This window comes from Roseovarius marisflavi, assembly GCF_900142625.1.
In the GTDB taxonomy this organism is placed as follows: Bacteria; Pseudomonadota; Alphaproteobacteria; order Rhodobacterales; family Rhodobacteraceae; genus Roseovarius; species Roseovarius marisflavi.
In genome coordinates this window covers 375902-401611 of the sequence record NZ_FRBN01000001.1, presented here as the reverse complement: position 1 = coordinate 401611, position 25710 = coordinate 375902, and the positions used below count along the sequence as shown (strand labels likewise).

Sequence of the window (25710 nt, the reverse complement as noted above, 5' to 3'; positions counted from 1 at the left end):
ACGCGGGCGGCGGCAAATGGCGGTAGGGATTTTCGATAGCGGGCTTGGCGGGTTGACGGTTCTGGACGCGGTGCACGAGCGGCTTCCGGATTTGCCCTTGGTGTATCTCGGCGATAACGCCCATGCGCCTTACGGGGTGCGCGACGCCGATGATGTTTATGACCTGACCACCAAAGCGGTGGATCGGCTGTTTCAGGCGGGCTGTGATCTTGTGATCCTCGCGTGCAATACTGCTTCGGCGGCGGCCTTGCGCCGGATGCAGGAATCCTGGGTGCCCGCCGACAAACGGGTTCTGGGCGTCTTTGTGCCCCTGATCGAGGCGCTGACCGAACGGCAATGGGGCGACAATTCCCCGCCCCGCGAAGTGGCCGTGAAACATGTGGCGCTTTTTGCCACCCCCGCCACCGTCAGCAGCCGCGCGTTCCAGCGCGAACTGGCGTTTCGCGCGATCGGCGTCGATGTCGAGGCGCAGGCCTGTGGCGGCGTTGTCGATGCGATCGAGGATGGCGACATGATCCTGGCCGAGGCCCTTGTGCGCAGCCATGTGGATGCCCTGCGGCGCAAGATGCCGGAACCCGAGGCGGCGATTTTGGGCTGTACCCATTATCCGCTGATGCAGGATGCGTTTCAGGACGCGCTCGGCGCCAATGTGGCGGTCTATAGCCAGGCCAACCTCGTGGCCGAAAGCCTTGCCGATTACTTGATCCGTCACCCCAAAATGGTGGGACCGGGCGAGGCGTCAAAGTTTCTGACCACGGGTGACCCGAAACGGGTTTCGTCGCGGGCCACGCAATTCCTGCGACGACAGATCACGTTTGAGGCCGCCTGAGCGAGGCCGCCTGTCAGGGCGGACGAGCATTTGGCCGCATTGCGGGCCTGCCCGAAACGATCTACTTCTTCACTCGAGATTTGAAAGCGAGGTCACCCATGACCCATAAGATAGCCATCCTCGGCGCCAGCGGCTACACCGGAGCAGAGCTTGTCCGGTTGATTGCCACCCATCCGAGTATGGAAATCGCAGCCCTTGGCGCGAATTCCAAGGCGGGCCAATCCATGGCCGAGGTCTTTCCGCATCTGCGCCACCTTGACCTGCCGGATATGGTGACCATCGAACAGATTGATTTTTCGGCCATTGACCTGTGTTTCTGCGCGCTGCCGCATAAGACCAGCCAAGAGGTCATCAATGCCCTGCCGCACGACCTCAAGATCGTCGATCTGAGCGCCGATTTCCGGCTGCGCGATCCCGCAGAATATGAAAAATGGTACGGCAACCCGCATGCGGCGGTCGAGCTTCAGAAAGAGGCGGTCTATGGGCTGACCGAATTTTACCGCGACGAGATCGCAGGCGCGCGTCTTGTGGCGGGCACCGGGTGTAACGCGGCGACGGGTCAGTACATCCTGCGGCCGCTGATTTCGGCCGGGGTGATTGATCTGGATGAAATCGTTCTCGATCTCAAATGTGCGGTGTCCGGCGCGGGGCGCGCGCTCAAGGAAAACCTGCTGCATGCAGAGCTGTCCGAGGGCTACCACGCCTATGCAGTGGGCGGCACGCATCGCCATCTGGGCGAGTTTGATCAGGAGTTTTCGGCGATCGCCGGGCGCCCCGTTCATATCCAGTTCACGCCGCATCTTATCCCCGCCAATCGGGGGATTCTTGCCACCGGCTATGTGCGGGGCGAGGCGCAGGTGATCTATGACACGCTCGCAGCCGCCTATCAGGGCGAGCCGTTCATCACCGTCCTGCCGATGGGCGAGGCACCCAGCACCCGCCACATCCGGGGCAGCAACTTTTGCCATATCGGGGTGGTTGCGGATCGCATTCCGGGACGGGTGATCGTGATTGCCGCGCTCGACAATCTGACCAAGGGATCAAGCGGCCAGGCCTTGCAAAATGCGAATCTGATGTTAGCTGAACAAGAGACGGCGGGGCTTATGCTGGCCCCTGTCTTTCCGTGAACTGAGGGTAGAGCCATGAAATCTCTCAAGAAAAAGCGCCGCATTCAGGTTGTTGCCATTGCAGCCGTTGCCCTTGTGGCGGCGACGGCATTGATTGGCTATGGCATGCGCGACGGCATCAACTTTTTCCGCGCGCCAACGCAGGTTCTGGCCGAGCCGCCCGGCCCCAATGAGGTGTTTCGCATTGGCGGGCTTGTCGAAGAAGGCAGCCTCAAGCGTGGCGAAGGCGAGGTGATCAGCTTTAACGTGACCGATGGCAACGGCATCGTTCCGGTGACCTATCGCGGCGTACTGCCTGATCTTTTTGAGGAAAACCAAGGCATGGTCGGCACCGGAAGCTATCGCGACGGGGTGTTTCAGGCCTCTGAAATCCTCGCCAAGCACGACGAGAGCTATATGCCCAAAGAGGTGGTCGACGCCCTCAAGGCGCAGGGCGTCTATAAAGACCCGAACGGTAGCTAAGAGCGCTGTTAACCACGCATGGCCCAGCCTTCTGCATGAGATGTGCAAAAGGTGGGGCCCATGCAGACAGTCACAGAAATCGCCAATGAAATCGTCGCCCGCGAGGGCGGCTATGTCAACGATCCCGATGATCCGGGGGGCGCGACCAAGTTTGGCGTGACCATCCACACGATGCGTCGCCTCGGGTTGGACCTGAGCCATGACGGGGTAGTGGATCCGGGCGACGTGCGCGCGCTGACCCGCGAGGATGCGGTCAGGATTTTCATTGATCACTACTATCGCCAACCCGGCATCGCGCGCCTTCCGGGCGCGCTTCAGGCCAGCGTTTTTGACATGTATGTCAACGCGGGCGCCAATGCGGTGAAGATCCTGCAACGGCTTTTGCGCGAGATGGGGCAGGCGGTGGATATCGACGGGGTGATCGGGCCGCAGACCGTCACCGCGGCCGAGACCGCAACCCGCGCCGCGCCGGATCATATTGCCGATGCTTACGGGATCGCGCGGCGCAATTACTATTTCCGCCTTGCCGATGGCCGCCCCGCAAGCCGCAAGTTCGCGCGCACGCGGGCAGGCGGCAAGGGCGGCTGGATCCGGCGCGCGGAAGAGTTCATCGCGCCCCGGTTTCATCTGAGCATGGCCGAATTCAACGCACGGGTGGCAGCATGGTGATTGATATTCTCAGGGCGCTGTTTGGCGGCGGCACGAACGTGGTGCGCGAAACCGCAGAGGTGTTTCGCGTTAACGCCGAGGCCGCCGATCAACGCAGCACCGAAACACAGCGCGCCGCGCTTGAGCAGATGGCGGGCGAATTCAAGCTTCAGGATCGCGGCGGGTTTGACCGCTTTATCGACGGGCTCAACCGGATTCCGCGCCCGGCGATGGCGCTTGGCACGCTTGGCCTTTTCGTGGCGGCGATGGTCGATCCGATCTGGTTTGGCGAGCGTATGGCGGGGCTGTCGCTTGTGCCTGAACCGCTCTGGTGGCTTCTGGGGGCGATCGTCAGCTTTTATTTTGGCGCCCGTTATCAAACCAAGGGGCAGGAATTTCAGCGTTCCATCGCCACCACCATCGCGCGTGCGCCGCAGGTCGCCGAGTCGATCAACGCCTTGCGTCACCTGCGCGCCGAGAGCCCCGGCATGGCCGAAACCCAGCCCGACGCGTCGCTGGCCCTCGCGGCATTGAGCCCGGCCGACAATCCCGCGCTTGAGGATTGGCGCCGCAGCCATGCCTGAGGCGCCCCCCGCGACAATGTGAACACTGCGCGCGCGCGATTACGATTGGCCCGCGCGCAGGCCTGCCCTATACTTGGGGTATGATTACAGAACTCGGACATTTCGCCCTTATCCTCGCCTTTCTGGTGGCCTGCTTTCAGGCCACCATTCCGCTTGTCGGGGCGTATAAACGATGGCCCGGCTGGATGGCCGTTGCCGAACCTGCCGCAACGATCCAGCTTTTGCTGACAGCGATCGCATTTGGCGCGCTGATGTGGGCCTTTGTGACCTCTGATTTCTCGCTGCGGCTTGTGGTGCTCAACAGCCATACGGCCAAGCCGATGCTCTACAAGATCACCGGGGTCTGGGGCAATCACGAGGGTTCGATGCTGCTTTGGGTGCTGATCGTGGCGCTGTTCGGGGCGTCCGTCGCATGGTTCGGAAGCAACCTTCCCCCAAGTCTCAAGGCGCGTGTCCTGTCGGTGCAGGCGATGATCGGCGTGGCGTTTTTCGCCTTTATCCTGCTGACATCAAACCCGTTTTTGCGCATGGCTGTGCCGCCTTTTGACGGCAATGACCTTAATCCGTTGTTGCAAGACCCCGGCTTGGCCTTTCATCCGCCGTTCCTTTATCTCGGCTATGTCGGCCTTTCGATGACCTTTTCCTTTGCCGTTGCCGCCCTGATCGAAGGGCGCGTCGATGCGGCCTGGGGGCGGTGGGTGCGTCCCTATACGCTGGCCGCCTGGGTGTTTTTGACCATCGGGATCGGCCTCGGAAGCTGGTGGGCTTATTACGAGCTGGGCTGGGGCGGGTTCTGGTTCTGGGACCCGGTTGAAAACGCAAGCTTCATGCCCTGGCTGATCGCCGCGGCCCTGCTGCATTCCGCCATCGTGGTGGAAAAGCGCGAAAGCCTGAAAAGCTGGACCATCCTGCTCGCGATCATCGCCTTCGGCTTCTCGATGGTTGGCGCCTTCATCACACGTTCTGGCGTTTTGACATCGGTGCATGCTTTTGCCACCGACCCCGAGCGCGGCGTGTTCCTTTTGGCGATCCTCGCGGTCTTCATGGCCGGAGCGCTGACGCTTTTCGCGGCGCGCGCCAATGTGATGCAGGCAAAGGGGGTGTTCAGCCTTGTGAGCCGCGAAGCAATGCTCCTGCTCAACAACATCCTGCTGGCGGTCGCGGCATTTGTGGTATTTGTCGGCACGATCTGGCCGCTGGTCGCTGAAATGGCGTTTGACCGCAAGCTGTCGGTGGGCGAGCCGTTCTTCAACATGGCCTTCACGCCCTTCATGGTGCTTTTGGGGCTGGTCCTTCCGGTTGGCGCGATGATGTCATGGAAGCGCGCCACCCTTGGCCGCGTCCTGCGGCAGTTGCGCGGGGTGTTTGCGCTCGCCGTCGCCATCGGCGCCTTGGCGTGGACCATGCAGAGCGGCAAATCGGCGCTTGGTCCGATCGGTCTGTTCTTTGCCGCATGGCTTATCGGCGGCTCGGCGGTTGATATCTGGTCACGCACCGGGCGTGGCGCCCTGGGCGAGCGGTTGCGCCGCATGACCCGCCTGCCGCGCGCCGATTGGGGCAAGGCGGTGGCCCATGCGGGCCTTGGCGTGACCATGGCCGGGATTGCCGCGATGATGGCCTGGCAGGTCGAGGATATTCGCGTGCTCAAGGTTGGCGAAGACCTTGAAATCGCGGGTTTCGGTCTTCGCCTTGATAAGGTGGAGCGGCTGAACGGCCCCAACTACATTGCCACCAAGGCCACCTTCACCCTAAGCGAAGATGGCCGTGAAATCGCCAGCATGTACCCGGAAAAACGCAACTATCCCGTGGCCCAGATGCCGACCACCGAGGCGGCGCTGAACAACGGCTTTTTGCGCGACATCTACGTGGTGATCGGTGACCCGCAGCAAGGCGGGGGCTGGGCGGTGCGCAGCTATTACAAACCGCTGGCGAACTGGATCTGGGGAGGCGCTTTGCTGATGGCCTTTGGCGGCATGCTATCGCTTACGGATCGCAGATATCGTGTGGCGGCGGGTGCGCGACCGGCCCCTGTGACCGGAGTGCCGGCGGAATGAAGCGGCTGATCCTTGTGCTCTGCCTGATGGCGTCGCCGCTTTGGGCGGTGCAACCCGACGAGATGCTGGATGACCCGGCGCTTGAGGCGCGGGCGCGCGATATTTCGTCCGGCCTGCGCTGTCTGGTGTGTCGCAACGAGAGTATTGACGATTCCCACGCCGAGCTTGCCCGCGATCTGCGCCTTCTGGTGCGCGAACGCCTTGTGGCCGGGGACAGCAACGAGGAAACGGTTGATTTCATTGTTGATCGCTATGGCGAATATGTCCTGCTCAAGCCGCGCACCGGCGGGGCGAATATCCTGCTCTGGTTGGCCGGGCCGTTGATGCTTGGGGCCGGATTGATCCTGGGCGGCATCTATTTGCGCCGCCGCTCAACCACGCCGGAAACCGATGTGGCACAGCTGAGCGAGGCCGAGGAAACCCGGCTGCGTGAAATCCTTAAAGAGTGACGCGCGGTTTTACTTGGCGGCGCGCCGGTGCTGCGCTTTTATGCGCCTGACCATTTATGCCGGAGGCAGGACCCGTGGAAGACTATCAGACCATCACCCTCGAGATCGACGCAGAGGTCGCAACCCTGCGCCTGAACCGGCCCGACAAGATGAACGCGCTCAACACGCTGATGCGCGCCGAGATCACCGATGCCGTCACCTACGGCGGGCGCCACGCGCGCGTCGTGGTGCTGACCGGCAATGGCAAGGCGTTCTGCTCGGGGCAGGACCTGAGCGATGGCGGCAATGCCACGGCGCTTGATCTTGAGCGGGTGCTGCGCGACGAATACGTGCCGATGCTGCGCGCGATCACCGACTGCCCGGTGCCGACCATCAGCGCGGTCAACGGGCCGGCGGCGGGGGCAGGGGCCAACCTTGCGCTTACCGCCGATGTGGTGATCGCCTCTGAGCGTGCCTATTTCCTCCAGGCCTTTACCCGCATCGGCCTTATCCCGGATGCGGGCGGCACCTATTTCCTGCCGCGTCAGATGGGCACCGCCAAGGCCATGGGCGCCGCGCTTTTCGCCGAACCGATCAGCGCCCGTCAGGCCAGCGATTGGGGCATGATCTGGGAGGCGGTCGCCGATGACGCCTTTGACGCGCATTGGCAGGCCCGCGCCGCGCATCTGGCGCAGGGCCCGACCCAGACTTATGGCCATGTCAAAGCCGCCATTCGCGCCAGCTGGGACAATTCCATGGATGACCAGCTTGATCTTGAGGCGAAATTGCAGGGCGCCTGCGGGCAATCGCGCGACTTCAAAGAGGGTGTGATGGCCTTTCTGGAAAAACGCCCGGCGCAATTCGAGGGGCGCTAGGCGCAAATTCATTCAGGCCATTGAGGCCAAAACCGAAATGCGCCCCGCGATATCCGCAGGGCGCATCGGCTTTTTAGGGCGTGACCTAGGCGGTCGCCGCTGTCGGGCGCGCGATCAGGGTGATGTCGCCACCTGTTGCGTTTTCACCACCGAGTGAAATCTCGTCATCACCGAAAACAATATCGATTGGTGCAGGTGTTGAATTTTGGTCGGCGTTTTCAATCTCGGCAATAATAAAAGCGCCAGACGTGACGCTGGCAAGCAACATAGTTCAATACATATTTTCGGAAACGGACGCGAAATTTTTCGCCACAACCTAAGACGCAGATGTGATGTCGGTCGGCGTCATGACCTGATTTTCATAGCGATTGTGCCACGTTAGGCACCAAGCCTAAGGCGGATTATCAACAAAAAAAGGCCCGAGCCTGAGGCTCGGACCGATCTGTCACTTGACCAAACCAGCGTTAGCGATTTTCGATATCCACATAGTCGCGCAAGGTCGCGCCTTTATAAAGCTGACGCGGGCGACCGATCTTGAGTTGTGGGTCGCCGATCATTTCCTTCCACTGCGAAATCCAGCCAACCGTGCGCGACAGCGCGAAGATCGGGGTGAACATCGAGGTCGGAAAGCCCATCGCCTCCAGGATGATGCCGGAATAGAAATCGACATTCGGGAAAAGCTTCTTCTCGGCGAAATACGGATCGGCGAGGGCGGCTTTCTCAAGCTCCTTGGCGACCTGCAGGATCGGGTTGTCTTCCACACCGAGCAGATCGAGAACCTCATCAGCCGATTGCTTCATGACCTTGGCGCGCGGGTCAAAGTTCTTATAGACCCGGTGACCAAAGCCCATAAGGCGGAAGGGATCGTCCTTGTCCTTGGCGCGGGCGATGTATTCCGGGATGCGGTCCGGCGTGCCGATTTCCTGAAGCATCTCAAGGCAGGCCTGGTTGGCGCCGCCATGGGCGGGGCCCCAGAGACAGGCGATGCCCGCCGCGATACAGGCAAACGGGTTCGCCCCCGAGCTTGACGCAAGCCGCACGGTCGAGGTCGAAGCGTTCTGTTCGTGATCCGCATGCAGCGTAAAGATCCGATCCATGGCGCGCGCCAGGATCGGGTTCACTTCGTAATTCTCGGCCGGCACGGCAAAGCACATGCGCAGGAAATTCGAGGCATAATCCAGATCGTTGCGCGGATACTCAAAAGGCTGGCCAATGGTATATTTGTAGGCCATCGCCGCAATCGTCGGCATCTTTGCAATCATCCGGATCGAGGCAACTTCGCGCTGCCAGGGATCGTTTATATCGGTGCTGTCATGATAAAAGGCGGACATCGCACCGACCACGCCCACCATGATCGCCATTGGATGAGCATCGCGGCGGAAGCCACGGAAAAGATACATCATTTGCTCGTGGATCATGGTGTGGCCGGTGACCCGGCCTTCAAAGTCCTCAAGCTGTGCAGGGCTTGGCAATTCACCGTAAAGCAGCACATAGCACACTTCGAGGTAATGCGATTTCTCGGCCAGCTGATCAATCGGATAGCCACGGTGCAAAAGCTCGCCCTTGTCGCCGTCGATAAAGGTGATCGTGCTGTCGCAGGACGCGGTCGAGGTAAAGCCGGGGTCATAGGTGAAAACGCCCGCCTGTGCATAGAGCTTGCGGATGTCAATCACATCGGGGCCCGCAGTTGGCGAGAAAATAGGAAGTTCATAGGTTTTTCCGTCAACCTCAAGCTTCGCCGACCTTTTTTCTTCTGCCATCAGGATTCTCCCTCTCAAGGTCCGCGTAGCCTGCGGCCCGGGGACTGGATAAACGTAAAAGCCTTGCCAGAGGGTTAAGACCCGCCAGAGGCTGCGTCGGTCAGACGGGCGATACTTTCGTCGCGCCCGAGAACCAGCATCATGTCGAACACACTCGGTGTCGCACTTCGCCCCGCAAGGGCCGCCCGAAGGGGGCCGGCCAGCTTGCCGAACTTCATTCCATGGTCTTCGGCAAATTGGTTGGCCAAAGCTTCCAGATCGTCACGCGTCCATTTAGCATTTTGCAACTGCGGCGTCAATTCTCCCAGTATACCACGGGATACAGAATCGAGCTGCGCTGCGGCTTTCTCGTCTGGTTGAACGGGGCGGTCAATCAGGATAAAATGCGCTTTATCAAGCAGTTCCGGAAAGGTCTTCGCGCGTTCTTTCAGGCAGTACATGCCGTCGGAAAAGAGTGCCAGTTTTGCCGGGCTCAGGGCTGGTTGGCCGGTTACAGCCAGAAATTCGGTCAATTCATGCAGCACTGCAGCATCGGCGCTGGCCGCAATGTGCTGACCACAGAGATTCTCGAGTTTCTTGAAGTCCAACCGCGCTGGAGCCTTGCCGATTCCCTCCAGTTCGAACCAGGCCTTGGCCTGGTCATCGCTAAAGAACTCGTCATCGCCATGCCCCCAGCCAAGCCGCGCCAGATAGTTCCGAATCCCCGCCGCCGGATAACCCATCTTCTGATATTCCTCGATCCCAAGCGCGCCGTGGCGTTTGCTTAGTTTTTTGCCATCGGGCCCGTGGATCAGCGGAATATGCGCATAGACCGGAAGCGGCCAGCCCATGGCAGTATAGATCATCATCTGGCGCGCGGCATTGTTGAGGTGATCATCGCCACGTATCACATGGGTCACGCCCATGTCATGGTCATCCACGGCCACCGCCAGCATATAGACCGGATTTCCGTCGCCACGCAAAAGCACCATGTCATCAAGCTGATCATTGCGAATGGTCACATCGCCCTGAACCTTGTCGTGGATCACTGTGCTGCCCTCGCGCGGGGCCTTGATACGGATCACATAGGGCGCGCCTTCGGGGAGCATGTCGGGCGTCGCGTCGCGCCAGGGGCTGTGAAACAGGGTGGATTTGCCTTCGGCGCGGGCAGTGTCGCGAAAGGTCTGGATTTCATCCTGCGTCGAGAAACACTTATAGGCTTTTCCGGCCGCCAGCATCTCAAGCGCCACCTCGCGGTGGCGATCTGCGCGCTCGAACTGGCTTATGACATCGCCATCGTGGTCAAGGCCAAGCCAGGCAAGCCCGTCAAGAATGGCCTGCGTCGCCTCGGGGGTTGAGCGTGCGCGATCGGTATCCTCGATCCGAAGCAGGAACTTGCCGCCATGACCGCGCGCAAACAGCCAGTTGAAAAGCGCCGTGCGCGCACCACCGATATGAAGATAGCCGGTGGGCGAGGGGGCAAAACGGGTCACGACCTGTTGGGACATGGGCAAGATTAACCTTTCGGTAACGATGAGGGGGCTAGCGTTGGGGTCTGTCTATCGGCCCGCCAAGGGGGTGACAAGTGTCCGGCGTCTGGGAAGTGATTGAACGCAACTGGTTGATCCAGCGCGGCGCCCTGTTTGGCTGGGTGCCGGTGGCGCTCGCCTGTGGCATCGGGGGGTATTTCGCCCTGCGCACGGAACCGTCATTGGCATGGCTCTTCGGGCTTACCGGTGTTGCCGTTTGCCTTGCGATCCTCGGCTGGCGCGGCACGGCCTGGAGTGGCCCGCTTGCCATTGCCGCCGCGCTCGTGCTGGCGGGCTTCTGCCTTGCCGGGCTGCGCGCGCATCTTGTGGCCGGGCCAGTGCTTGGCTGGCGGTACTACGGACCAGTCGAGGGGCGGGTCGTGGCGATTGACCGCTCTGCCTCGGATGCGCTGCGCCTCACGCTGGATCAGGTCGTGCTGTCAAGAACCGCGCCGGATCGCGTGCCAAACCGTGTGCGCGTGTCGCTCCATGGGGATCAGGAGCATTTAAGCGTCAAACCGGGGCAGAGGGTGATGACGACGGCACATCTTTCTCCGCCGGGCGGCCCGGTCGAACCCGGCGGTTTCGATTTTCAGCGCCACGCCTGGTTCAAACAGATCGGCGCGGTTGGCTATACCCGCGCGCCGGTCCTTGCCATTGCCCCCGCGACGGGCGCGCAATGGTTGTTTCGCGCGCGCATGGCTCTTTCGACCCATGTGCAGGCGCGCCTTGCAGGGCAGGTAGGAGCCTTTGCCGCCGCCATCATGACCGGCGACCGCTCTGGCCTTGATCAAGACACGCTGGTGGCGATGCGGGTGTCGAACCTGGCGCATCTTCTGGCGATTTCAGGGCTCCATATGGGGTTGCTGGCGGGCTTTGTCTTTGCGGCGTTCCGGCTTGGGTTCGCCGCGATACCAGCCCTGGGTCTGCGCTTGCCAGGCAAGAAGATATCCGCGGTCATGGCGCTTGTGGCGGCGGCGGCCTACCTCGGGCTGTCCGGCGGAAATGTCGCCACCGAGCGCGCCTTTGTCATGGTCGCGGTCATGCTGATCGCGGTGATGCTCGATCGGCGCGCGCTGAGTTTGCGGGCGGTAGCGGTGGCGGCAATCATCGTGCTCTGCCTGCGCCCCGAGGCCTTGATGGGGCCGGGATTTCAGATGTCGTTTGCCGCCACCGTCGCGCTTGTCGCGGTGTTCGGATGGCTGCGCGATGCGCAGATCTCGCTTGGCCCAAGATGGCTGCGGCCCATTCTGACGGTGGTGATTTCCTCGGCCGTGGCGGGGGCGGCAACCGCGCCGGTCGGGGTCGCGCATTTCAACCAGTTCGCGCAATACGGATTGATCGCCAACCTTGCCAGCGTGCCCTTGATGGGAATTCTGGTGATGCCTGCTGCGGTGCTGGCGGCCTGCTTGCTGCCGCTTGGGCTAGATTGGATTGCGCTTTGGGTAATGGGGCTTGGCCTGCGCTGGATCCTGGCGGTCTCGGAGTGGGTGGCGTCGCTTAACGGCGCGCGCGTTCCGGTCCCGGCGCCGGGGCCAGAGGTCTTGCCGGTGCTGGCGGTCGGCGCGCTCCTGATTGTGCTATGGCAGGGGCGATTGCGGTTTGCCGGCCTTCTCCCGATGGGCCTGGCGACCTGGCTCTGGATCGGGGCCGAACGCCCGGTGATGCTGATTTCAGATAGCGGGTCGCTGGTGGGGGTGATGACCGATCAGGGCCGCGCTTTGAACAAGGGGCGCGGGGGCGGGTTCGTGGCGCAAAACTGGCTTGAGAACGATGGCGACCCCGCCGAACAGCAGGCTGCATTTGCCCGCTGGGCGGGGGCTTTGCCGGATCAACTGGCGGTCAAACTGATTCAGGGTAAGGCGGCGGCGCGGCGTCCGCTTGACTGCGGCGGCGCAAAGATCCTGGTGATGACCGCCGATCCCGAGAGCGCCGCACCTGCGGGTCTTGGCTGTGATATCATCAGCCCCGCGACCCTGCGTTCAACCGGTTCTCTGGCGCTTTACGAAAGCGAAAAAGGCCTTCGCATCGTCGGGGCCCGCGACATCACCGGCGTAAGGCTCTGGAATAACCCGCCACGGCGTCAATAGCTGCGGATCAGCCCGACAAGGCGGCCCTGCACCTTGACCCGGTCATCGGGCAGAACACGGGTTTCATAGGCCGGGTTTGCCGCCTCAAGTGCGATCGCGTTGCCCTTTCGGAAAAACCGCTTGAGCGTCGCTTCCTGATCTTCGATCAGCGCCACGACGATATCGCCATTATCGGCCACCGATGTCTCGCGGATGATCACCACATCGCCGTCATTGATCCCGGCGTCGATCATCGAATCGCCTTTGACTTCAAGCGCATAATGCTCTCCTGCACCGGAAATCATCGCGCCGGGCACGGCCACGCTATGGCTGGCATGGGCAATGGCCTCGATCGGAACACCGGCGGCGATCTGGCCCATCACCGGTATCTCGATCGCATGGACCGCTTCGACCGGTTGGGAATTGGCAGGTTGCGGGGCGCTTGGGCGGTCACCGTCGATCACGCGGGGGGTGAAACCATGGGTCGCCTCACCGCCGAGACTTTCCGGCAGCTTGACGATTTCAAGCGCGCGGGCCCGGTGCGCAAGGCGGCGGATAAATCCGCGCTCTTCCAGAGCGGTAATAAGGCGGTGAATGCCGGATTTCGACCTGAGATCAAGCGCTTCCTTCATTTCATCAAAGCTGGGCGGCACGCCGTCGCGCTGTACCCGTTTGTGGATGAATTGCAAAAGATCGAGCTGTTTCTTGGTCAGCATAGGACGCCCCTCGGGTTGCCACGTTTCCTTTTGTTCTATGCATGTTCCCGTTTTGTGTCAAGCGCCTTGGCGTCGGCCTCAGAAATCGAGGTACTCGACTGTCTCACCCGTCGTGCGGGCGGGATCGTTCACGGGGCGCACCAAAAGCGCGTCGGCCTCGGCCAGAACGCTAAGTAACGAACTGTCCTGTCGGCCTTCGGCGACAAGGCCCTCTGGGGTGAGGCGCGCGCGCATGTAATGCTCGCGCGGCCCGTTTGGCGGCAGAGGGGCGGCGAGGCGCGCTGTGAGGCGCGAAGTGCGGCGCGCCCCAAGCCCGAGCATCGCGCGGATCATCGGCGCCAGAAACACCTGCCCGCAGACCATGGCCGAGACCGGATTGCCCGGCAAGCCGACCATCGCGGCGGCGCCCATACGCCCCGCCATAAGCGGTTTGCCGGGGCGCATCGCCACCTTGTAGAACGCGCGATCCATGCCCATCTGGCCCGCCACCTGACCGACCAGATCATGATCGCCCACCGACGCCCCGCCAATCGTCACGACAAGATCGGCCCCCGCCGCAAGCCCGAAGGCCGTTTCAAGCGAGGGAATCCTGTCGCGCGCAATCGGCAAAATCCGCGCTTTCGCGCCATGGCTCTCAAGCAGCGCCTTGAGCCCAAAGGTATTCGAGGCGATGATCTGATCCGGGCCGGGGCTGTCGCCCGGCATCACAAGCTCATCCCCGGTCGAGATAAGTGCCACCACCGGCCGCCGTGTCACCGACACCGTGGCACAGTTCATCGAGGCCAGAAGCGCGATATCGGCCGGTCGCAGGATACGCGGCGCGCTCATCACCTCGCCAATCCTGAAATCACAGCCCTTGGGGCGGATGTGGGGTTTGGGATCCAGATCCTCGTTCAGGGTGATCCCATCGCCCTTGCGGGTCACATCCTCCTGGATGATCACGCGGCTGGCGCCCTTGGGCAGGGGGGCGCCGGTAAAGATGCGCACCGCCTGACCGGCGCCAACCGCGCCGTCAAAGCCATGTCCCGCCGCCGCCTCGGCAATCACTTCAAAGCGCGCGCCGTGCCGCACCTCGTCATTGCGCAGGGCATAGCCATCCATCGCCGAGGCAGCAAAGGGCGGCTGATCGCGCCGCGCGGCCACATCGCTCGCCAGAACCCGGCCCAAGGCCTCGGCCAGCGGCACCTCTTCAGATGGCAAAGCGGTCACAAGCGCGAAAAGGGCCTCAAGGGCCTCGTCAACCGTGATCATTGCGCCTCGTACCGCCCTGATTTTCCACCATCTTTCAGCATAACACGGATGCCGCCGATTTCCATCGCCTTATCCACCGCCTTGGCCATGTCATAGACGGTCAGGGCGGCGATGCTGACGGCGCTCAGCGCCTCCATCTCGACTCCGGTCTGGCCGGTGGTTTTCACCGTGCCTTCGATCCGCACGCCGGGAAGGTCAGGATCAAGTGTCAGGTCAACCGCGACCTTGGTGATCGGCAAAGGATGACAAAGCGGGATAAGATCGGGCGTCTTCTTGGCGCCCATGATCCCGGCAAGCCGCGCCACGGCCAGAACATCGCCTTTCTTGGCACGACCTTCGGCAATGATATCAAAGGTTTCGCGGGCCATTTTAATGTAGCCTTCGGCGACGGCCACGCGCGATGTCACGGCTTTGTCCGAGACATCCACCATATGGGCATCGCCCTTGCCGTCAAAATGCGTCAGGCCCGACGTCATGGCATCCGACATCACATGCCACCGGCGGTTAGCGGATTGGCAAGGATCGTCCGGGTCGCCGCCGCCACGTCATCGGCGCGCATCAGGGTCTCGCCAATCAGGAAGCTGCGCGCGCCATAGCGCGCCATATCGGCCAGGTCTTCGGGCGTCGCCAGACCGCTTTCACAAACGATCATACGGTCGGCTGGCACCAGCTTGGAGAGTTTACGTGTCGTATCAAGAGTGGTCTCGAAGGTATTGAGATCACGGTTATTTATGCCAATCATCTGGGATTTGAGCGCGCTTGCCCGCTCAAGCTCGGCGGCGTCATGCACCTCGATCAAGGCGTCCATGCCCCAGTCCATCGCCGCCTCTTCAAGCTCGGCGGCCTGTGCGTCGCTGACGCTGGCCATGATGATCAAGATGCAATCGGCCCCCCAGGCGCGGGCTTCGGCGACCTGATAGGTGTCATACATGAAATCCTTGCGCAGCACCGGCAAATCACAGGCCGCGCGCGCCGCTTTCAAGAACTCCGGCGCGCCCTGAAAGCTGGGCGTGTCGGTCAGTACCGAAAGACAGGTGGCACCGCCCGTCGCATAGGCCTCGGCCAGGGCGGGCGGATCGAAATCGGCGCGAATAAGGCCCTTGGACGGGCTCGCCTTCTTGATTTCCGCAATCAGCCCGTAGCCCTGCTTGCTGGCCTGCAAAAGCGCCTTGGCAAAGGGGCGCACTTCGGGGGCCTCATGGGCCATAGCGCTGACCTCGTCAAACGAACGCTTCGCCTTGGCGGCGGCGATTTCGTCAAGCTTGTAGGCTTTGATCTTTTCAAGAATCGTTGGGGTGCTCATTTGGCCTCCGATGTCAGGTTTGCCAGCGCGGTGATTTTGGCGAGCGCGGCGCCGCTGTCGATGCTTTCTGCGGCCTGCGCCACGCCAGTCCTTAGGTCCGGCGCATGGTCCGCCACCACAAGCGCGGCGGCGGCGTTCAGCAGGACGGCGTCGCGGTAAGCGCCCGGTGCGCCATCCAGAAGCGCGCGCAGGGCGGTTGCGTTTTCGGCGGGGGTGCCGCCGATGATGTCCTCGAAGGGATGCACCGGAAGGCCGAAATCCTCGGGGTGAAGCTCGGCCTCGCGGATGCTGCCATCGGCCTCAAGCGCGGCGACCCAGCTTATGCCGGTGATCGTCAACTCATCGGTGCCGTCGCTGCCATGCACCAGCCAGGCGCGGGTCGAGCCCAATTGCCCAAGCGTCTCGGCCATCGGACGGATAAGATCGCGTGAAAACGCGCCGGTCAGCTGGCGTTTGACGCCCGCCGGATTGGTCAGCGGCCCGAGAATGTTAAAGATCGTGCGCGTGCCAAGCTCGGCGCGAACCGGGCCGACATGGGCCATCGCCGGGTGGTGCATCGGCGCCATCATGAAGGCGATGCCGACCTCGCGCAACGCGCGCTCGACCACCGGCACGCCGACCATCACGTCGATGCCCATCTGGCCAAGCGCATCCGCGGCGCCGGACTTCGACGAGAGGTTGCGATTGCCGTGCTTGGCCACGGTCACACCGGCGCCGGCCACCACAAAGGCGGTCGCGGTCGAGATATTGAGCGTGCCCTTGCCATCGCCGCCGGTGCCGACGATATCCATCGCGCCCTCGGGGGCGGTGACGGCATTGCATTTGGCGCGCATCACGGCGGCGGCGGCGGCATATTCATCCACCGTCTCGCCGCGCGTGCGCAGCGCCATGAGCAACCCGCCGATCTGGCTTGGCGTGGCTTCGCCCTCGAACAGGATCTGAAATGCGGTCTGCGCCTCGTCGCGGGTCAGGGCGCGGTCGGCGGCGGTTCCGATCAGAGGTTTCAGGCGGTCGCTCATGCGGGCACCTTCATCATGTCGATGAAATTCTTGATCAGCGCATGACCGTGCTGCGAGGCAATTGATTCCGGGTGAAACTGAACGCCCTGAATCGGCAGGTCGCGGTGCTGAAGCCCCATGATCGTGCCATCCTCAAGCTCTGCGGTGACCTCAAGGCAATCGGGCAGGCTGGCGCGCTCCACCACCAGCGAGTGATAGCGCGTCGCCTCGAAGGGCGAGGGAAGGCCCGCGAAGACGCCTTTGCCGCTGTGATGGATATGGCCCATCTTGCCGTGCACGATCTCGGAATGGCGCACCACCTTGCCGCCAAAGGCCTGGCCAATGGTCTGATGGCCAAGGCAGACACCAAACAGCGGAATCCCCGCCTCGGCGGCGGCCAGCGTGAGCGCGAGGCAAATTCCCGCCTGATCGGGATCACAGGGGCCGGGCGAGAGCAGAATCCCCGACGGGCGCATCGCCATCGCCTCTTGCACATTGAGGGCATCGTTGCGTTTTACAACGGTCTGCGCCCCCAATTCGCCCACGTAATGGACCAGATTATAGGTGAAACTGTCGTAGTTATCGATCAATAGCAGCATTGTGCCGTTCCTCGTGCGAAGGGGGCTGGAGGCCGGGGCCTCGGTCGCGGTATACTTGTTCAGGCTTGCGCGGCACCGTCAAGAGGCGGTAGGCCGGGAAAAAGGCAAATACGGGGGGCAATCGCAGTGGCACGCGGAATTTTGGCAGGTATGATCGCAGGAACCATGGTTTCAACCCTGGTGTTGGGCACGGCGTCGGTCTTGATCGATGTGCCGGGCGCAAGCGCGCCCGAGGCGGCAAGCGTCGATGTGCCGGCCGGGTCGGAATTCGATCTGAACCGGGACGACACCAAGGCAGATATTCCCGAGCCTGAGGCAAGCCCCGAGGCGGGCAATGCACCGCAGGTTGCGGCGCCCGTTCCCGATGATCTGTCCTCGCTCAGCGGGGTGGATACCACGCCCGCAAGCCCGCCGGTCACCGGCGGAGCCGAGGGTCTGGGGCAGGCGCCGACCACAGGCGACAGTGGCGCAGGCGTCAGCGTCGACACCGACAGCCCGGTCTTGCCGACGCCGCTGGCCGCCGCCCCCGAGGCGCCGTTTGACGAACAGAACCTGTCGATTTCCACCGACCCGGCCCAGCCCGCGCCGCCCGATCCCGGCGAAGACAGCGCAGGCCTTGGCGCCGCGATCGAGGATGTACCGGGGGATGCCGCGCCAGAGGTGGCCACGCCCGATCCGGCAGAGCAAATGCCAAAGACACAGACACAGACACAGACAGCGTCCGAAACCGCCGATGCAGCGGCCCCCGAAGAGCCCGCGCAAGATGTGACACCCATGGCAGAGGCCACGCCCGAACCGATTGTGGATGCGGCCCCGCAGGCGGCTGATCAGGTCCCTGAAGAGCCTGCCAAGACCCTGTCGGCAGCCGGCACGATCACCAATCGGGCCGAAGGCGTTACCACCAACCGTTTGCCGACCATCGCGGATGCGCCAGAGGCTGACGCGTCCGCAGAGGATGCAGAGGCCGAAGAGCCCGCCACCGCCGAGGCAGAGCCGTCGCAAGCTGCGCCCGGCGCGCTTGTGGCCAATGCGGTTGCCTTTGAAAACCCCGAGGCCAAGCCGCTTATGGCGATTGTCCTCCTGGATGACGGCACCAGCCCGATCGGTCTTGAGGCGCTGCAAAGTTTTCCCTATCCGCTGAGTTTTGCGGTCGATGCCAATTGGTCCGGCGCGGCGGAGGCGGCGGCGCGCTACAAGGCGGCCGGCTTCGAGGTTCTGGCGCTGGCTGACCTGCCCGAGGGGGCAAGTGCCGTTGATGCCGAGGTGGCCATGCAGGCCTATCTTGAGGCCGTTCCACAGGCGGTTGCTGTGATGGAGGGCACGGGCACGGGCCTGCAATCGGATCGCGCCGCCACCGAACAGCTCGCGCCGATCCTGCTTGAGAGCGGGCATGGGCTTGTGATGCATCCCAAGGGGCTGAACACGGCGCAAAAGCTTATGGCGCGCGAAGGCGTGCCCTCGGCCAGCGTGTTTCGTGACTTCGATGCCAATGGGCAAAACGCCAACGTGATCCGCCGCTTTCTGGATCAGGCCGCCTTCAAGGCCGGGCAGCAGGACGAGGGCGTGATCATGCTTGGCCGTCTGCGCGCCGACACGATCAGCGCGCTGTTGCTCTGGGGCTTGCAGGACCGCGCCACAAGCGTCGCTCTTGCGCCGGTCTCGGCCGTTTTACTGGCCAGATAGGGCGCTTGCCCTGGTTGACAGGCGGCCAACCGCCCAGCCATCCCTCACGGCGATGCGAGGGCGTTCAACCTGCGGCCCCGGAGCCTGCGGTCTGGATGTTGCGCCGCGCGAGGGCGCCCAGAAACATTGCCGTCAGCAGCAGCACGATTGTCGGGGCAGGGGCGCTGTCGAGCCAGAAGCTGGCATAAATGCCCACCAGCCCAGCCACCAGGGCGACGACGACAGAGACCATCAGCATGGTCGAGAAGCTCCGCGACAAAAGGAAGGCCACGGCGCCGGGGGCGATCAGAAAGGCCACTGCAAGGATAATCCCGACCGACGACAACATGGCGACAACGGTGGCCGAGAGGATCGCCAAAAGCCCGTAATGCAGCAACCCGACATTCAGCCCGATCATCTGCGCCTGAACAGGGTCAAACGCATGCGCAAGGACATCGCGCCATTTCAGCGCCAAAATCAGGGCGACGCCGCCGGCGATCAGCCCTGCCGTCCAAAGATCGCCCTCACCGACGCCAAGCATATTGCCAAACAGGATGTGATCGAGATGCACTTCGGCGTCGATCTGGGTGTACAGAACCACCCCGAGGCCGAACATGCCCGAAAACACCACCCCCATCACGGTATCCTGCTTGACGCGCGAGTGATCCTTGATGAACCCGGTGGCAAGCGCGCAGAACAGCCCGGCGAGGAACGCCCCGATAATCAACGGGATCCCGGCGATATAGGCCAGTACCACACCCGGCAGCACCGCATGGCTTGTGGCATCCCCCATAAGCGACCAGCCCTTGAGCACCAGAAAGCTTGACAGCATCGCCGCTGCCGGTGCGATCAGCAGCGTGATCAGCATGGCATTCTGCATAAACGGGAATTGCAGCGGCAAAAGCAGGGTCTCGATCATGCGACTTCCTCCAGCGCGGCTTTGGTCCGGCGGCGGGCGGCCAAAGTGCCATGTGTGGGGGCAAAGACGAAGGCAAGCAGGAACAGCGCGGTTTGCAGGCAGACGATGACCCCGCCGGTCGCCCCGTCGAGAAAATAGCTGATATAGGCACCAAGCGCCGAGGTCGTGGCGCCAATTGCAACAGAGAGCGCGATCAGCCGGGGAAAGCGGTCGGTCAGAAGATAGGCCGTGGCGCCCGGTGTGACGACAAGCGCAATCACCAGAAACGCGCCCACTGTCTGCATCGCGGCGACGGTTGAGGCCGCCAGAAGCGTAAAGAACATAATCCGCAACCTGTTCGGATTAAGCCCGATGCTGCGGGCATGCGCCTCATCAAAGAACACCGCCAGCAGGTCGCGCCACTTGGCCAGCAAGACCACCAGCGACACGCCGCCAATGATCGCCAGTTGCAGGGTGTCCTCCGGCGTGATCGCAAGAATATTGCCCATGATGATGGTCTGGATCGACACCGCCATCGGGTTGAGCGAAATCATGAACAGTCCCAACCCGAAGAACGAGGTAAAGATCAGCCCGATCACCGCGTCCTCCTTCAGGCCGGACCGTTCTCGCAGGAACAGCATGGCCATCGCCGCAAGGCCGCCTGAAAAGAACGCCCCGAACGCAAAGGGCAGGCCCAGCATATAGGCCCCCGCCACCCCCGGCACGATGGAATGGCTCAGGGCATCGCCGATCAGCGACCAGCCCTTGAGCATGAGATAGGCCGAGAGGAACGCACAGACCGCCCCGACCAGTGCCGAGACCCAGATCGCGTTGGTCATGTAGCCGTAGGAAAACGGTTCAAGCAGCACGTTCATTTTTTGCGCCCATCAAGCGTTCGGGTGCGATCATCATAAAACACCAGGGGGCGTTCATCATCGGTAAACACCTCAACCCGGCGCGGGTCAGCATCATTGTGAAGCCGCTCACCGGCCAGCATGAAGTGGCGCAGCACGCCGCCGAAGGCATCCCGGAGGTTCTCCGGGGTAAAGACCTCTTCGGTGGGGCCATGCGCCAGAACCGTGCCCTTGACCAGCACGACGCGGTCACAAAACTCGGGCACCGAGCCAAGATTGTGGGTCGCCACAAGCATCACCCGGCCCTCGCGGCGCAGGTCGCGCAGCAGCGAGATGATCTGTTCCTCTGTTGTCACATCTACCCCGGTGAAAGGCTCGTCAAGCAAGATCACCCGCGCATTCTGCGCAAGTGCGCGCGCCAGGAAAACGCGCTTTTTCTGCCCGCCTGACAACTCGCCAATCTGGCGATTGCGAAAGTCTGACATCCGCACCCGGTCAAGCGCCGATTGCACGGCTTTGTGGTCCGCCGCGCGGGGGCGACGCAAGAACCCCATATGCCCATAGCGCCCCATCATCACCACATCTTCAACCAGAACGGGAAACGACCAATCGACCTCTTCGGCCTGCGGGACATAGGCAACGGCCTGGGCCTTGATGGCTGTGCGCACTGGCTGCCCGAGGATCTTGACGGTGCCTCTGGCCGTGGGCACGAATCCCATCAGCGCCTTGAAGAGCGTCGATTTGCCCGCCCCGTTGACGCCCACAAGCCCGGTTATCGTGCCCTCCGGAATGACGAAAGAGGCATCGCGCAGCGCAGTGTGCCCGTTGCGATAGGTAACTGTCAGCCCCTCTGCGCGGATTCCTTCGCTCATTGAGACAATCCCTTGACGATGGTCTCCGAGGTCAGGCGCAGCAAATCGAGATAGGTTGGCACCGGGCCATCCGGGTCGCTGAGACTATCGACATAGAGCACTCCGCCATACTTTGCGCCGGTCTCGCGAGCGACCTGCCGGGCCGGTTTGTCCGATACGGTCGACTCTGAAAAGACGGTCGAGATCTGGTGCGCGCGGATTGTGTCAATGACCTTGCGGACCTGTTGCGGCGTCCCCTGTGCATCGGCGTTGATCGACCACAAATAGACCTCTTTCAGCCCGAAATCACGCGCCAGATAAGAGAACGCCCCCTCCGAGGTGACAAGCCAGCGGCGCTCTTCGGGCAGGGCGCGGGCGGCGGCCCGCAGAGGGCCGATGATCTCGGCGATCTGTTGTTTGTAGGTCTCTGCATTGGCGTGGTAAATCGCGGCATTCTCAGGGTCCAGGGCGCTCAGGGCATCGCGGATGTTGTCGACATAGATCACCGCAGAGCTCAGCGCCATCCAGCCGTGGGGATTGGGCTTGCCGTCATATTCCCCGCCCGAGATCGGCATCGGGACCAGCCCCTCGGAAACGACTGCTGCGGGGACCTCGCTCAGATTGGATAGAAACTGCTCGAACCAGCGTTCCAGATTGAGCCCGTTCCACAGGATCAGATCGGCACCCTGCGCACGTACCAGATCGCGGGGCGTCGGCTGATAGCCATGGATTTCCGCGCCGGGCTTGGTGATCGATACGACCTCGACCTGGTCTCCCGCGACGTTCTGCGCGATATCTGCAATCACGGTGAAGGTTGTCACGACTTTCAGCCTGTCAGCCTTGGCCGCCGCAGGGGACAGCGCCAGTATCAGGGCCGTGGCAAGACTGAAAATGAGAGGTTGAAAAAGCATGAGAATCTCCTTTGGTCACCATCACATGCAAATGCGAATGAGTTGCAACTGTCAAGCTGCTTGCAACGCAATCGCAGAAAAACACCTTGAACCGCGCGCCATGCCCGCGCAAAATGACGCCATGAGTGAGACACATGCAGGCATTGAGAATCTGACCGAGGCGCTACGCGAGGCCGGTATCCGCGTCACACGACAGCGGGCGGCGCTCCTGAGCGTGCTCGCGGCGGCCGACGATCATCCCGACGCGCCCGAATTGCATCGCCGCGCAGAGAACGAAGTGCCGGGGATTTCACTTTCGACCGTCTATCGTACGCTGTCCACGCTTGAATCTCAGGGTGTCATACAGCGCCACCAATTCGAAGGCGCCCCGGCCCGATTTGAGCCTGTAGAGGCCGGGCACCATGACCACATGATCGACGTTGAAACCGGAAACGTTCTCGAATTCTGCTCGGACCGGATCGAAAAGCTGCAGGCCGAGATTGCCGCCGAGCTCGGGTATGAGATCGTCCATCACCGGATGGAGCTTTATGTCCGCAAGGTAACCGGACCGGCGTGATCCATTTGAGCGGCCTGTTGTCGGCGGGGCAGTGTTGATCTGGAGCAGGTCAGGACATCCTGTTGCGCTGACGGTTGGGCGGCACGCCAAAGGCCGCGCGATAGACCCGCGCGAAATGGCTCGGGCTTTCAAAGCCGGTGGCCATGGCCACGTCGATCACCGACATTTCGGTCTGAAGCAACAGATAGCGCGCGCGTTCAAGGCGCAGATCAAGCATGTATTTCTTGGGCGAGGTATTGAGATGCTTGCCGAAGATCCGCTCAAGCTGACGGGCGGAGACGCCAACCTGCTCGGCGATCACGCTGATCGAGAGGGGGTGTTCGACAGCGTCGCGCATGATCTGAATGGCATGGGCCAATTTCGGGCTGCGCTGTCCGCTGCGCGCCTGAAGCGAGACGCGTTGCGCGGCGCTGCCTTCGCGCACGGCGTTATAGACCATCTGGTCGGCCACCGCGATCGAGAGCTCCTCGCCGTGACGCGCGGCAATCAGGTTGAGCATGAGATCGGCGGTGGCCGAGCCGCCCGAGGCGCTGACAATCGGGGCATCATCGACAAAGACGCTGCGCACCAGGGAAATATCGGGGAATTCTTCGGCGAAACCGTCGTGAAATTCCCAATGAATGGCGGCGCGCTGCCCCTCCAAAAGACCGGCAAGCGCAAGCGCATAGCTGCCCGAACAGAGCGCCCCAAGGGCTGTGCCGTGGCTGCGCGCATGGCGCAGCGCGGCAAGGTGCTGGCGGGTGATATGGGCGCGCGCGTTGGTGCCCGCGATCACGAAAAGGCGGTCACAGGCCGGGATATCGTCAAGCCCGTGATGCACCCGGATGGTCACCTCGTTTGACGCGGTTACCTCGGTTCCGCCAGCGGCGCTGAACGACCAGCGATAAAGCGGCTGATCGCTGACCAGATTGGCGATGCGCAGCGGCTCCACCGCATTGGCAAAGGCCAGATGGGTGAATTCCTCGATCAGCAAAAAGCAGAAATGTTGGGTCGTGCTCATATCCGGGTCCGCAAAGGGGCATGCCTTGACTACTTTGTCGATACTCATATGAAACACAATAAAAATGTGTTGTGTATACACAGTGTATTTTGTAGGGGTGAGTCGAAGCAACCAAATGAAGAGGGGTCGTGAATCATGCCTGCAAAGGATCGCAAAGCGGCGCTTCTCGCCGATCTGAAGCGTGCCATTCTCACGACCGAACTTCGCCCCGGCGAGGACCTTGACGAGGTGGCGATCTGTGCCAGGTTTGGCCTGTCGCGGACCCCGGTGCGCGAGGTGTTTCGCGATCTTGACGGGCTTGGCTTTCTGGATCTGCGCGAAAATCGCGGGCCGCGCGTGGCAGAGCTTTCTCACACGACATTGCGCGACTTTTTCCTAGCAGCACCAATGATTTATGGCGCGGTCCTAAGGCTTGCGGCGCGCAATGCGACCACGCCCCAGATTGCCGCACTCAAACTGGCGCAAGAGGATTTTCGCGCGGCACTTCGCGAGGGCAATCCGGTCGAGCGGACGCTGGCGAACAACCGGTTTCACGAGATCACCGGCGAGATGGCGTGCAACACATATTTGTTGCCCTCGTTTCAACGTCTGCTGATAGATCATGCGCGCATCGGCATGACCTTTTTCCGCCCTCAAACCAACGATATGGCCGCGAATCTGTCCGAGGCCTCGGCGCAGCACGATGAGATCATCGCCGCCATCGAGGCCGGTGACGAGGCGCGCGCCGCACAGTTGGCCGAAGACCACTGGAACTTGTCTCGCCACCAGATCGAACTTTTCGTCATGCCCACGGCGCTTGATGTGCCGATGGGTTCTTTTTCGCGCTCCAGCCCTGCATGAGGCCCGCAATGACCCCAATCTTCAAGTTCGAGGGCATTTATACCCCCGTCATCACGCCCTATTTCGAGGATTTCAGCCCCAATCTCGACGCGCTCGCCGAGACCATCGAGTTCCTGATCGCCAGCGGTGTGAATGGCATAATCACCGGCGGCTCGACCGGTGAGAATTATGCCCAGACCGTGCCCGAACGTGTTGATCTTGCACGCTTTACCCATGATCAGATCAAGGGCCGGGTGCCGCTTGTGGTGGGCACGGGCGCAATGCTGACGCAGGATTCGATTGCTCTGGCAGAGGCCGCGCGCGAGATTGGCGCCGATGCGATCCTTCTGGCAAGCCCGCCCTATTCGGTGCCGACCGATCGCGAAAATGCGCTGAATGCGCTTGCCATCGACAAGGCGGCGAACCTGCCGGTGATGCTCTATAATTATCCGCATCGCACCGGCACGATGATGGGCCCCGAGTTTCTCGATCGGGTCGGGCGGTCGCGCAATTTCTGCGGCATCAAGGAAAGCTCGGGCGATATCAACCGGGTGCATCTTCTGGCGCGCGATTATCCGCATATCCAGCTTGGCTGTGGCATGGACGATCAGGCGCTTGAGTTTTTCGCCTGGGGCGCGCCGTTCTGGGTTTGCGGCGGCTCGAATTTCCTGCCGGTCGAGCATGTCGCGCTTTATCGGGCCTGCGTGCTCAAAGGCGATTTTGCCAAGGGGCGGCGGATCATGTCGGCGCTTATGCCGCTGATGCGGGTGCTTGAGCAGGGGGGCAAGTTTATCCAGACCATCAAGCATGGCGTCACCATGACCGGGATTGATGCCGGCGTCATGCGCGCCCCGCTCAAGGGTCTGAACAAAGACGACAAACGCGCGCTCGAACAGGTCACGCGCGTGTTGAAATCCACAATTGCCAGTATCACGGCGGAGGGCTAAG

General features: G+C 62.1%; 27 protein-coding genes. 13 read left to right on the top strand and 14 right to left on the bottom strand.

Annotated elements, in window-relative coordinates; translation table 11 throughout:
• The first annotated feature begins 16 nt into the window (after positions 1-16).
• The 8 genes from BUB78_RS01975 to BUB78_RS01940 all read left to right on the top strand — a co-directional run bounded on the left by BUB78_RS01975 (position 17) and on the right by BUB78_RS01940 (position 7007).
• Positions 17-829 carry a glutamate racemase gene (locus BUB78_RS01975; protein ID WP_073194647.1) on the top strand — a complete coding sequence of 271 codons (813 nt, stop codon included), beginning with the start codon at positions 17-19 and terminating at the stop codon, positions 827-829.
• Between the two features lie 98 nt (positions 830-927).
• Positions 928-1956 (top strand): N-acetyl-gamma-glutamyl-phosphate reductase, encoded by a 1029-nt coding sequence (gene argC, locus BUB78_RS01970; protein WP_073194370.1) that lies wholly within the window; start codon positions 928-930, stop codon positions 1954-1956.
• Between the two features lie 15 nt (positions 1957-1971).
• Entirely contained in the window at positions 1972-2418 is a 447-nt protein-coding gene (gene ccmE / locus BUB78_RS01965; protein WP_073194366.1) for a cytochrome c maturation protein CcmE, read from the top strand.
• Positions 2419-2478: 60 nt separating this feature from the next.
• The gene (locus BUB78_RS01960; RefSeq protein WP_073194363.1) at positions 2479-3087 is read left to right on the top strand and encodes a holin-associated N-acetylmuramidase; all 609 of its coding nucleotides are present in this window, start codon (positions 2479-2481) and stop codon (positions 3085-3087) included.
• Positions 3081-3650 carry a holin family protein gene (locus BUB78_RS01955; protein ID WP_073194360.1) on the top strand — a complete coding sequence of 190 codons (570 nt, stop codon included), beginning with the start codon at positions 3081-3083 and terminating at the stop codon, positions 3648-3650. The genes BUB78_RS01960 and BUB78_RS01955 overlap by 7 nt, the downstream gene beginning before the upstream one ends.
• An 80-nt stretch (positions 3651-3730) precedes the next feature.
• Positions 3731-5704, top strand: a complete 1974-nt coding sequence (locus tag BUB78_RS01950; protein WP_073194358.1) for a heme lyase CcmF/NrfE family subunit — start codon at positions 3731-3733, stop codon at positions 5702-5704.
• Positions 5701-6153: a cytochrome c-type biogenesis protein gene (locus tag BUB78_RS01945; RefSeq protein WP_073194355.1), complete on the top strand. Its 453-nt coding sequence runs from the start codon at positions 5701-5703 to the stop codon at positions 6151-6153. Before BUB78_RS01950 ends, BUB78_RS01945 begins: the two co-directional genes overlap by 4 nt.
• Before the next feature lie 74 nt (positions 6154-6227).
• Positions 6228-7007: an enoyl-CoA hydratase-related protein gene (locus BUB78_RS01940; protein WP_245813327.1), complete on the top strand. Its 780-nt coding sequence runs from the start codon at positions 6228-6230 to the stop codon at positions 7005-7007.
• Between the two features lie 85 nt (positions 7008-7092).
• Here BUB78_RS01940 and BUB78_RS01935 read toward each other — a convergent pair whose 3' ends face one another.
• From BUB78_RS01935 to gltX, 3 genes are all read right to left on the bottom strand, one after another.
• On the bottom strand, positions 7093-7275 hold the full coding sequence (locus BUB78_RS01935) for a hypothetical protein (RefSeq protein ID WP_073194350.1): 183 nt from the start codon (positions 7273-7275) through the stop codon (positions 7093-7095).
• Between the two features lie 196 nt (positions 7276-7471).
• On the bottom strand, positions 7472-8767 hold the full coding sequence (gene gltA / locus BUB78_RS01930) for a citrate synthase (protein ID WP_073194347.1): 1296 nt from the start codon (positions 8765-8767) through the stop codon (positions 7472-7474).
• Between the two features lie 74 nt (positions 8768-8841).
• Positions 8842-10254: a glutamate--tRNA ligase gene (gltX, locus tag BUB78_RS01925; protein WP_073194344.1), complete on the bottom strand. Its 1413-nt coding sequence runs from the start codon at positions 10252-10254 to the stop codon at positions 8842-8844.
• 77 nt (positions 10255-10331) lie between these two features.
• On the opposite strand from gltX, the gene BUB78_RS01920 reads away from it, so the two are divergent.
• Positions 10332-12365 (top strand): ComEC/Rec2 family competence protein, encoded by a 2034-nt coding sequence (locus BUB78_RS01920; RefSeq protein WP_073194341.1) that lies wholly within the window; start codon positions 10332-10334, stop codon positions 12363-12365.
• On the opposite strand, the gene lexA is transcribed toward BUB78_RS01920, so the two are convergent.
• From lexA to BUB78_RS01890, 6 genes are all read right to left on the bottom strand, one after another.
• Entirely contained in the window at positions 12359-13060 is a 702-nt protein-coding gene (lexA, locus tag BUB78_RS01915) for a transcriptional repressor LexA (protein ID WP_073194338.1), read from the bottom strand. The genes BUB78_RS01920 and lexA overlap by 7 nt on opposite strands.
• 78 nt (positions 13061-13138) lie before the next feature.
• Positions 13139-14311, bottom strand: coding sequence for a molybdopterin molybdotransferase MoeA (locus tag BUB78_RS01910; protein ID WP_073194336.1), 1173 nt, complete (start codon positions 14309-14311; stop codon positions 13139-13141).
• Positions 14308-14799, bottom strand: coding sequence for a cyclic pyranopterin monophosphate synthase MoaC (gene moaC / locus BUB78_RS01905; RefSeq protein ID WP_245813326.1), 492 nt, complete (start codon positions 14797-14799; stop codon positions 14308-14310). Before moaC ends, BUB78_RS01910 begins: the two co-directional genes overlap by 4 nt.
• A complete protein-coding gene (gene trpC / locus BUB78_RS01900; protein ID WP_073194332.1) occupies positions 14799-15614 on the bottom strand; it encodes an indole-3-glycerol phosphate synthase TrpC in 816 nt (271 codons plus the stop codon). The genes moaC and trpC overlap by 1 nt, the downstream gene beginning before the upstream one ends.
• Positions 15611-16633, bottom strand: a complete 1023-nt coding sequence (trpD, locus tag BUB78_RS01895; protein WP_073194329.1) for an anthranilate phosphoribosyltransferase — start codon at positions 16631-16633, stop codon at positions 15611-15613. Before trpD ends, trpC begins: the two co-directional genes overlap by 4 nt.
• Entirely contained in the window at positions 16630-17211 is a 582-nt protein-coding gene (locus BUB78_RS01890) for an anthranilate synthase component II (protein WP_073194327.1), read from the bottom strand. The genes trpD and BUB78_RS01890 overlap by 4 nt, the downstream gene beginning before the upstream one ends.
• Positions 17212-17361: 150 nt before the next feature.
• Between BUB78_RS01890 and BUB78_RS01885 the strand changes: the two genes are divergently transcribed.
• Positions 17362-18894, top strand: coding sequence for a divergent polysaccharide deacetylase family protein (locus BUB78_RS01885; RefSeq protein ID WP_073194325.1), 1533 nt, complete (start codon positions 17362-17364; stop codon positions 18892-18894).
• A gap of 64 nt (positions 18895-18958) precedes the next feature.
• On the opposite strand, the gene BUB78_RS01880 is transcribed toward BUB78_RS01885, so the two are convergent.
• Genes BUB78_RS01880 through BUB78_RS01865 form a run of 4 tightly spaced genes read right to left on the bottom strand, consistent with a single transcriptional unit; the run spans position 18959 to position 22387 of the window.
• Positions 18959-19792, bottom strand: coding sequence for a metal ABC transporter permease (locus BUB78_RS01880; RefSeq protein WP_073194323.1), 834 nt, complete (start codon positions 19790-19792; stop codon positions 18959-18961).
• Positions 19789-20646 (bottom strand): metal ABC transporter permease, encoded by an 858-nt coding sequence (locus BUB78_RS01875; RefSeq protein WP_073194322.1) that lies wholly within the window; start codon positions 20644-20646, stop codon positions 19789-19791. The genes BUB78_RS01880 and BUB78_RS01875 overlap by 4 nt, the downstream gene beginning before the upstream one ends.
• Positions 20643-21497, bottom strand: coding sequence for a manganese/iron ABC transporter ATP-binding protein (locus BUB78_RS01870; RefSeq protein ID WP_073194321.1), 855 nt, complete (start codon positions 21495-21497; stop codon positions 20643-20645). The genes BUB78_RS01875 and BUB78_RS01870 overlap by 4 nt, the downstream gene beginning before the upstream one ends.
• Positions 21494-22387 carry a metal ABC transporter substrate-binding protein gene (locus tag BUB78_RS01865; protein WP_073194320.1) on the bottom strand — a complete coding sequence of 298 codons (894 nt, stop codon included), beginning with the start codon at positions 22385-22387 and terminating at the stop codon, positions 21494-21496. The genes BUB78_RS01870 and BUB78_RS01865 overlap by 4 nt, the downstream gene beginning before the upstream one ends.
• 121 nt (positions 22388-22508) lie before the next feature.
• Here BUB78_RS01865 and BUB78_RS01860 point away from each other — a divergent pair, with 121 nt between their 5' ends.
• Entirely contained in the window at positions 22509-22943 is a 435-nt protein-coding gene (locus BUB78_RS01860; protein ID WP_073194640.1) for a Fur family transcriptional regulator, read from the top strand.
• Positions 22944-22992: 49 nt separating this feature from the next.
• Here BUB78_RS01860 and BUB78_RS01855 read toward each other — a convergent pair whose 3' ends face one another.
• A complete protein-coding gene (locus BUB78_RS01855) occupies positions 22993-23943 on the bottom strand; it encodes a GlxA family transcriptional regulator (protein WP_073194319.1) in 951 nt (316 codons plus the stop codon).
• Between the two features lie 135 nt (positions 23944-24078).
• Here BUB78_RS01855 and BUB78_RS01850 point away from each other — a divergent pair, with 135 nt between their 5' ends.
• Entirely contained in the window at positions 24079-24783 is a 705-nt protein-coding gene (locus tag BUB78_RS01850; RefSeq protein WP_073194318.1) for a GntR family transcriptional regulator, read from the top strand.
• Between the two features lie 8 nt (positions 24784-24791).
• On the top strand, positions 24792-25709 hold the full coding sequence (locus BUB78_RS01845; protein ID WP_073194316.1) for a dihydrodipicolinate synthase family protein: 918 nt from the start codon (positions 24792-24794) through the stop codon (positions 25707-25709).
• The last annotated feature ends 1 nt before the right edge of the window (position 25710 follow it).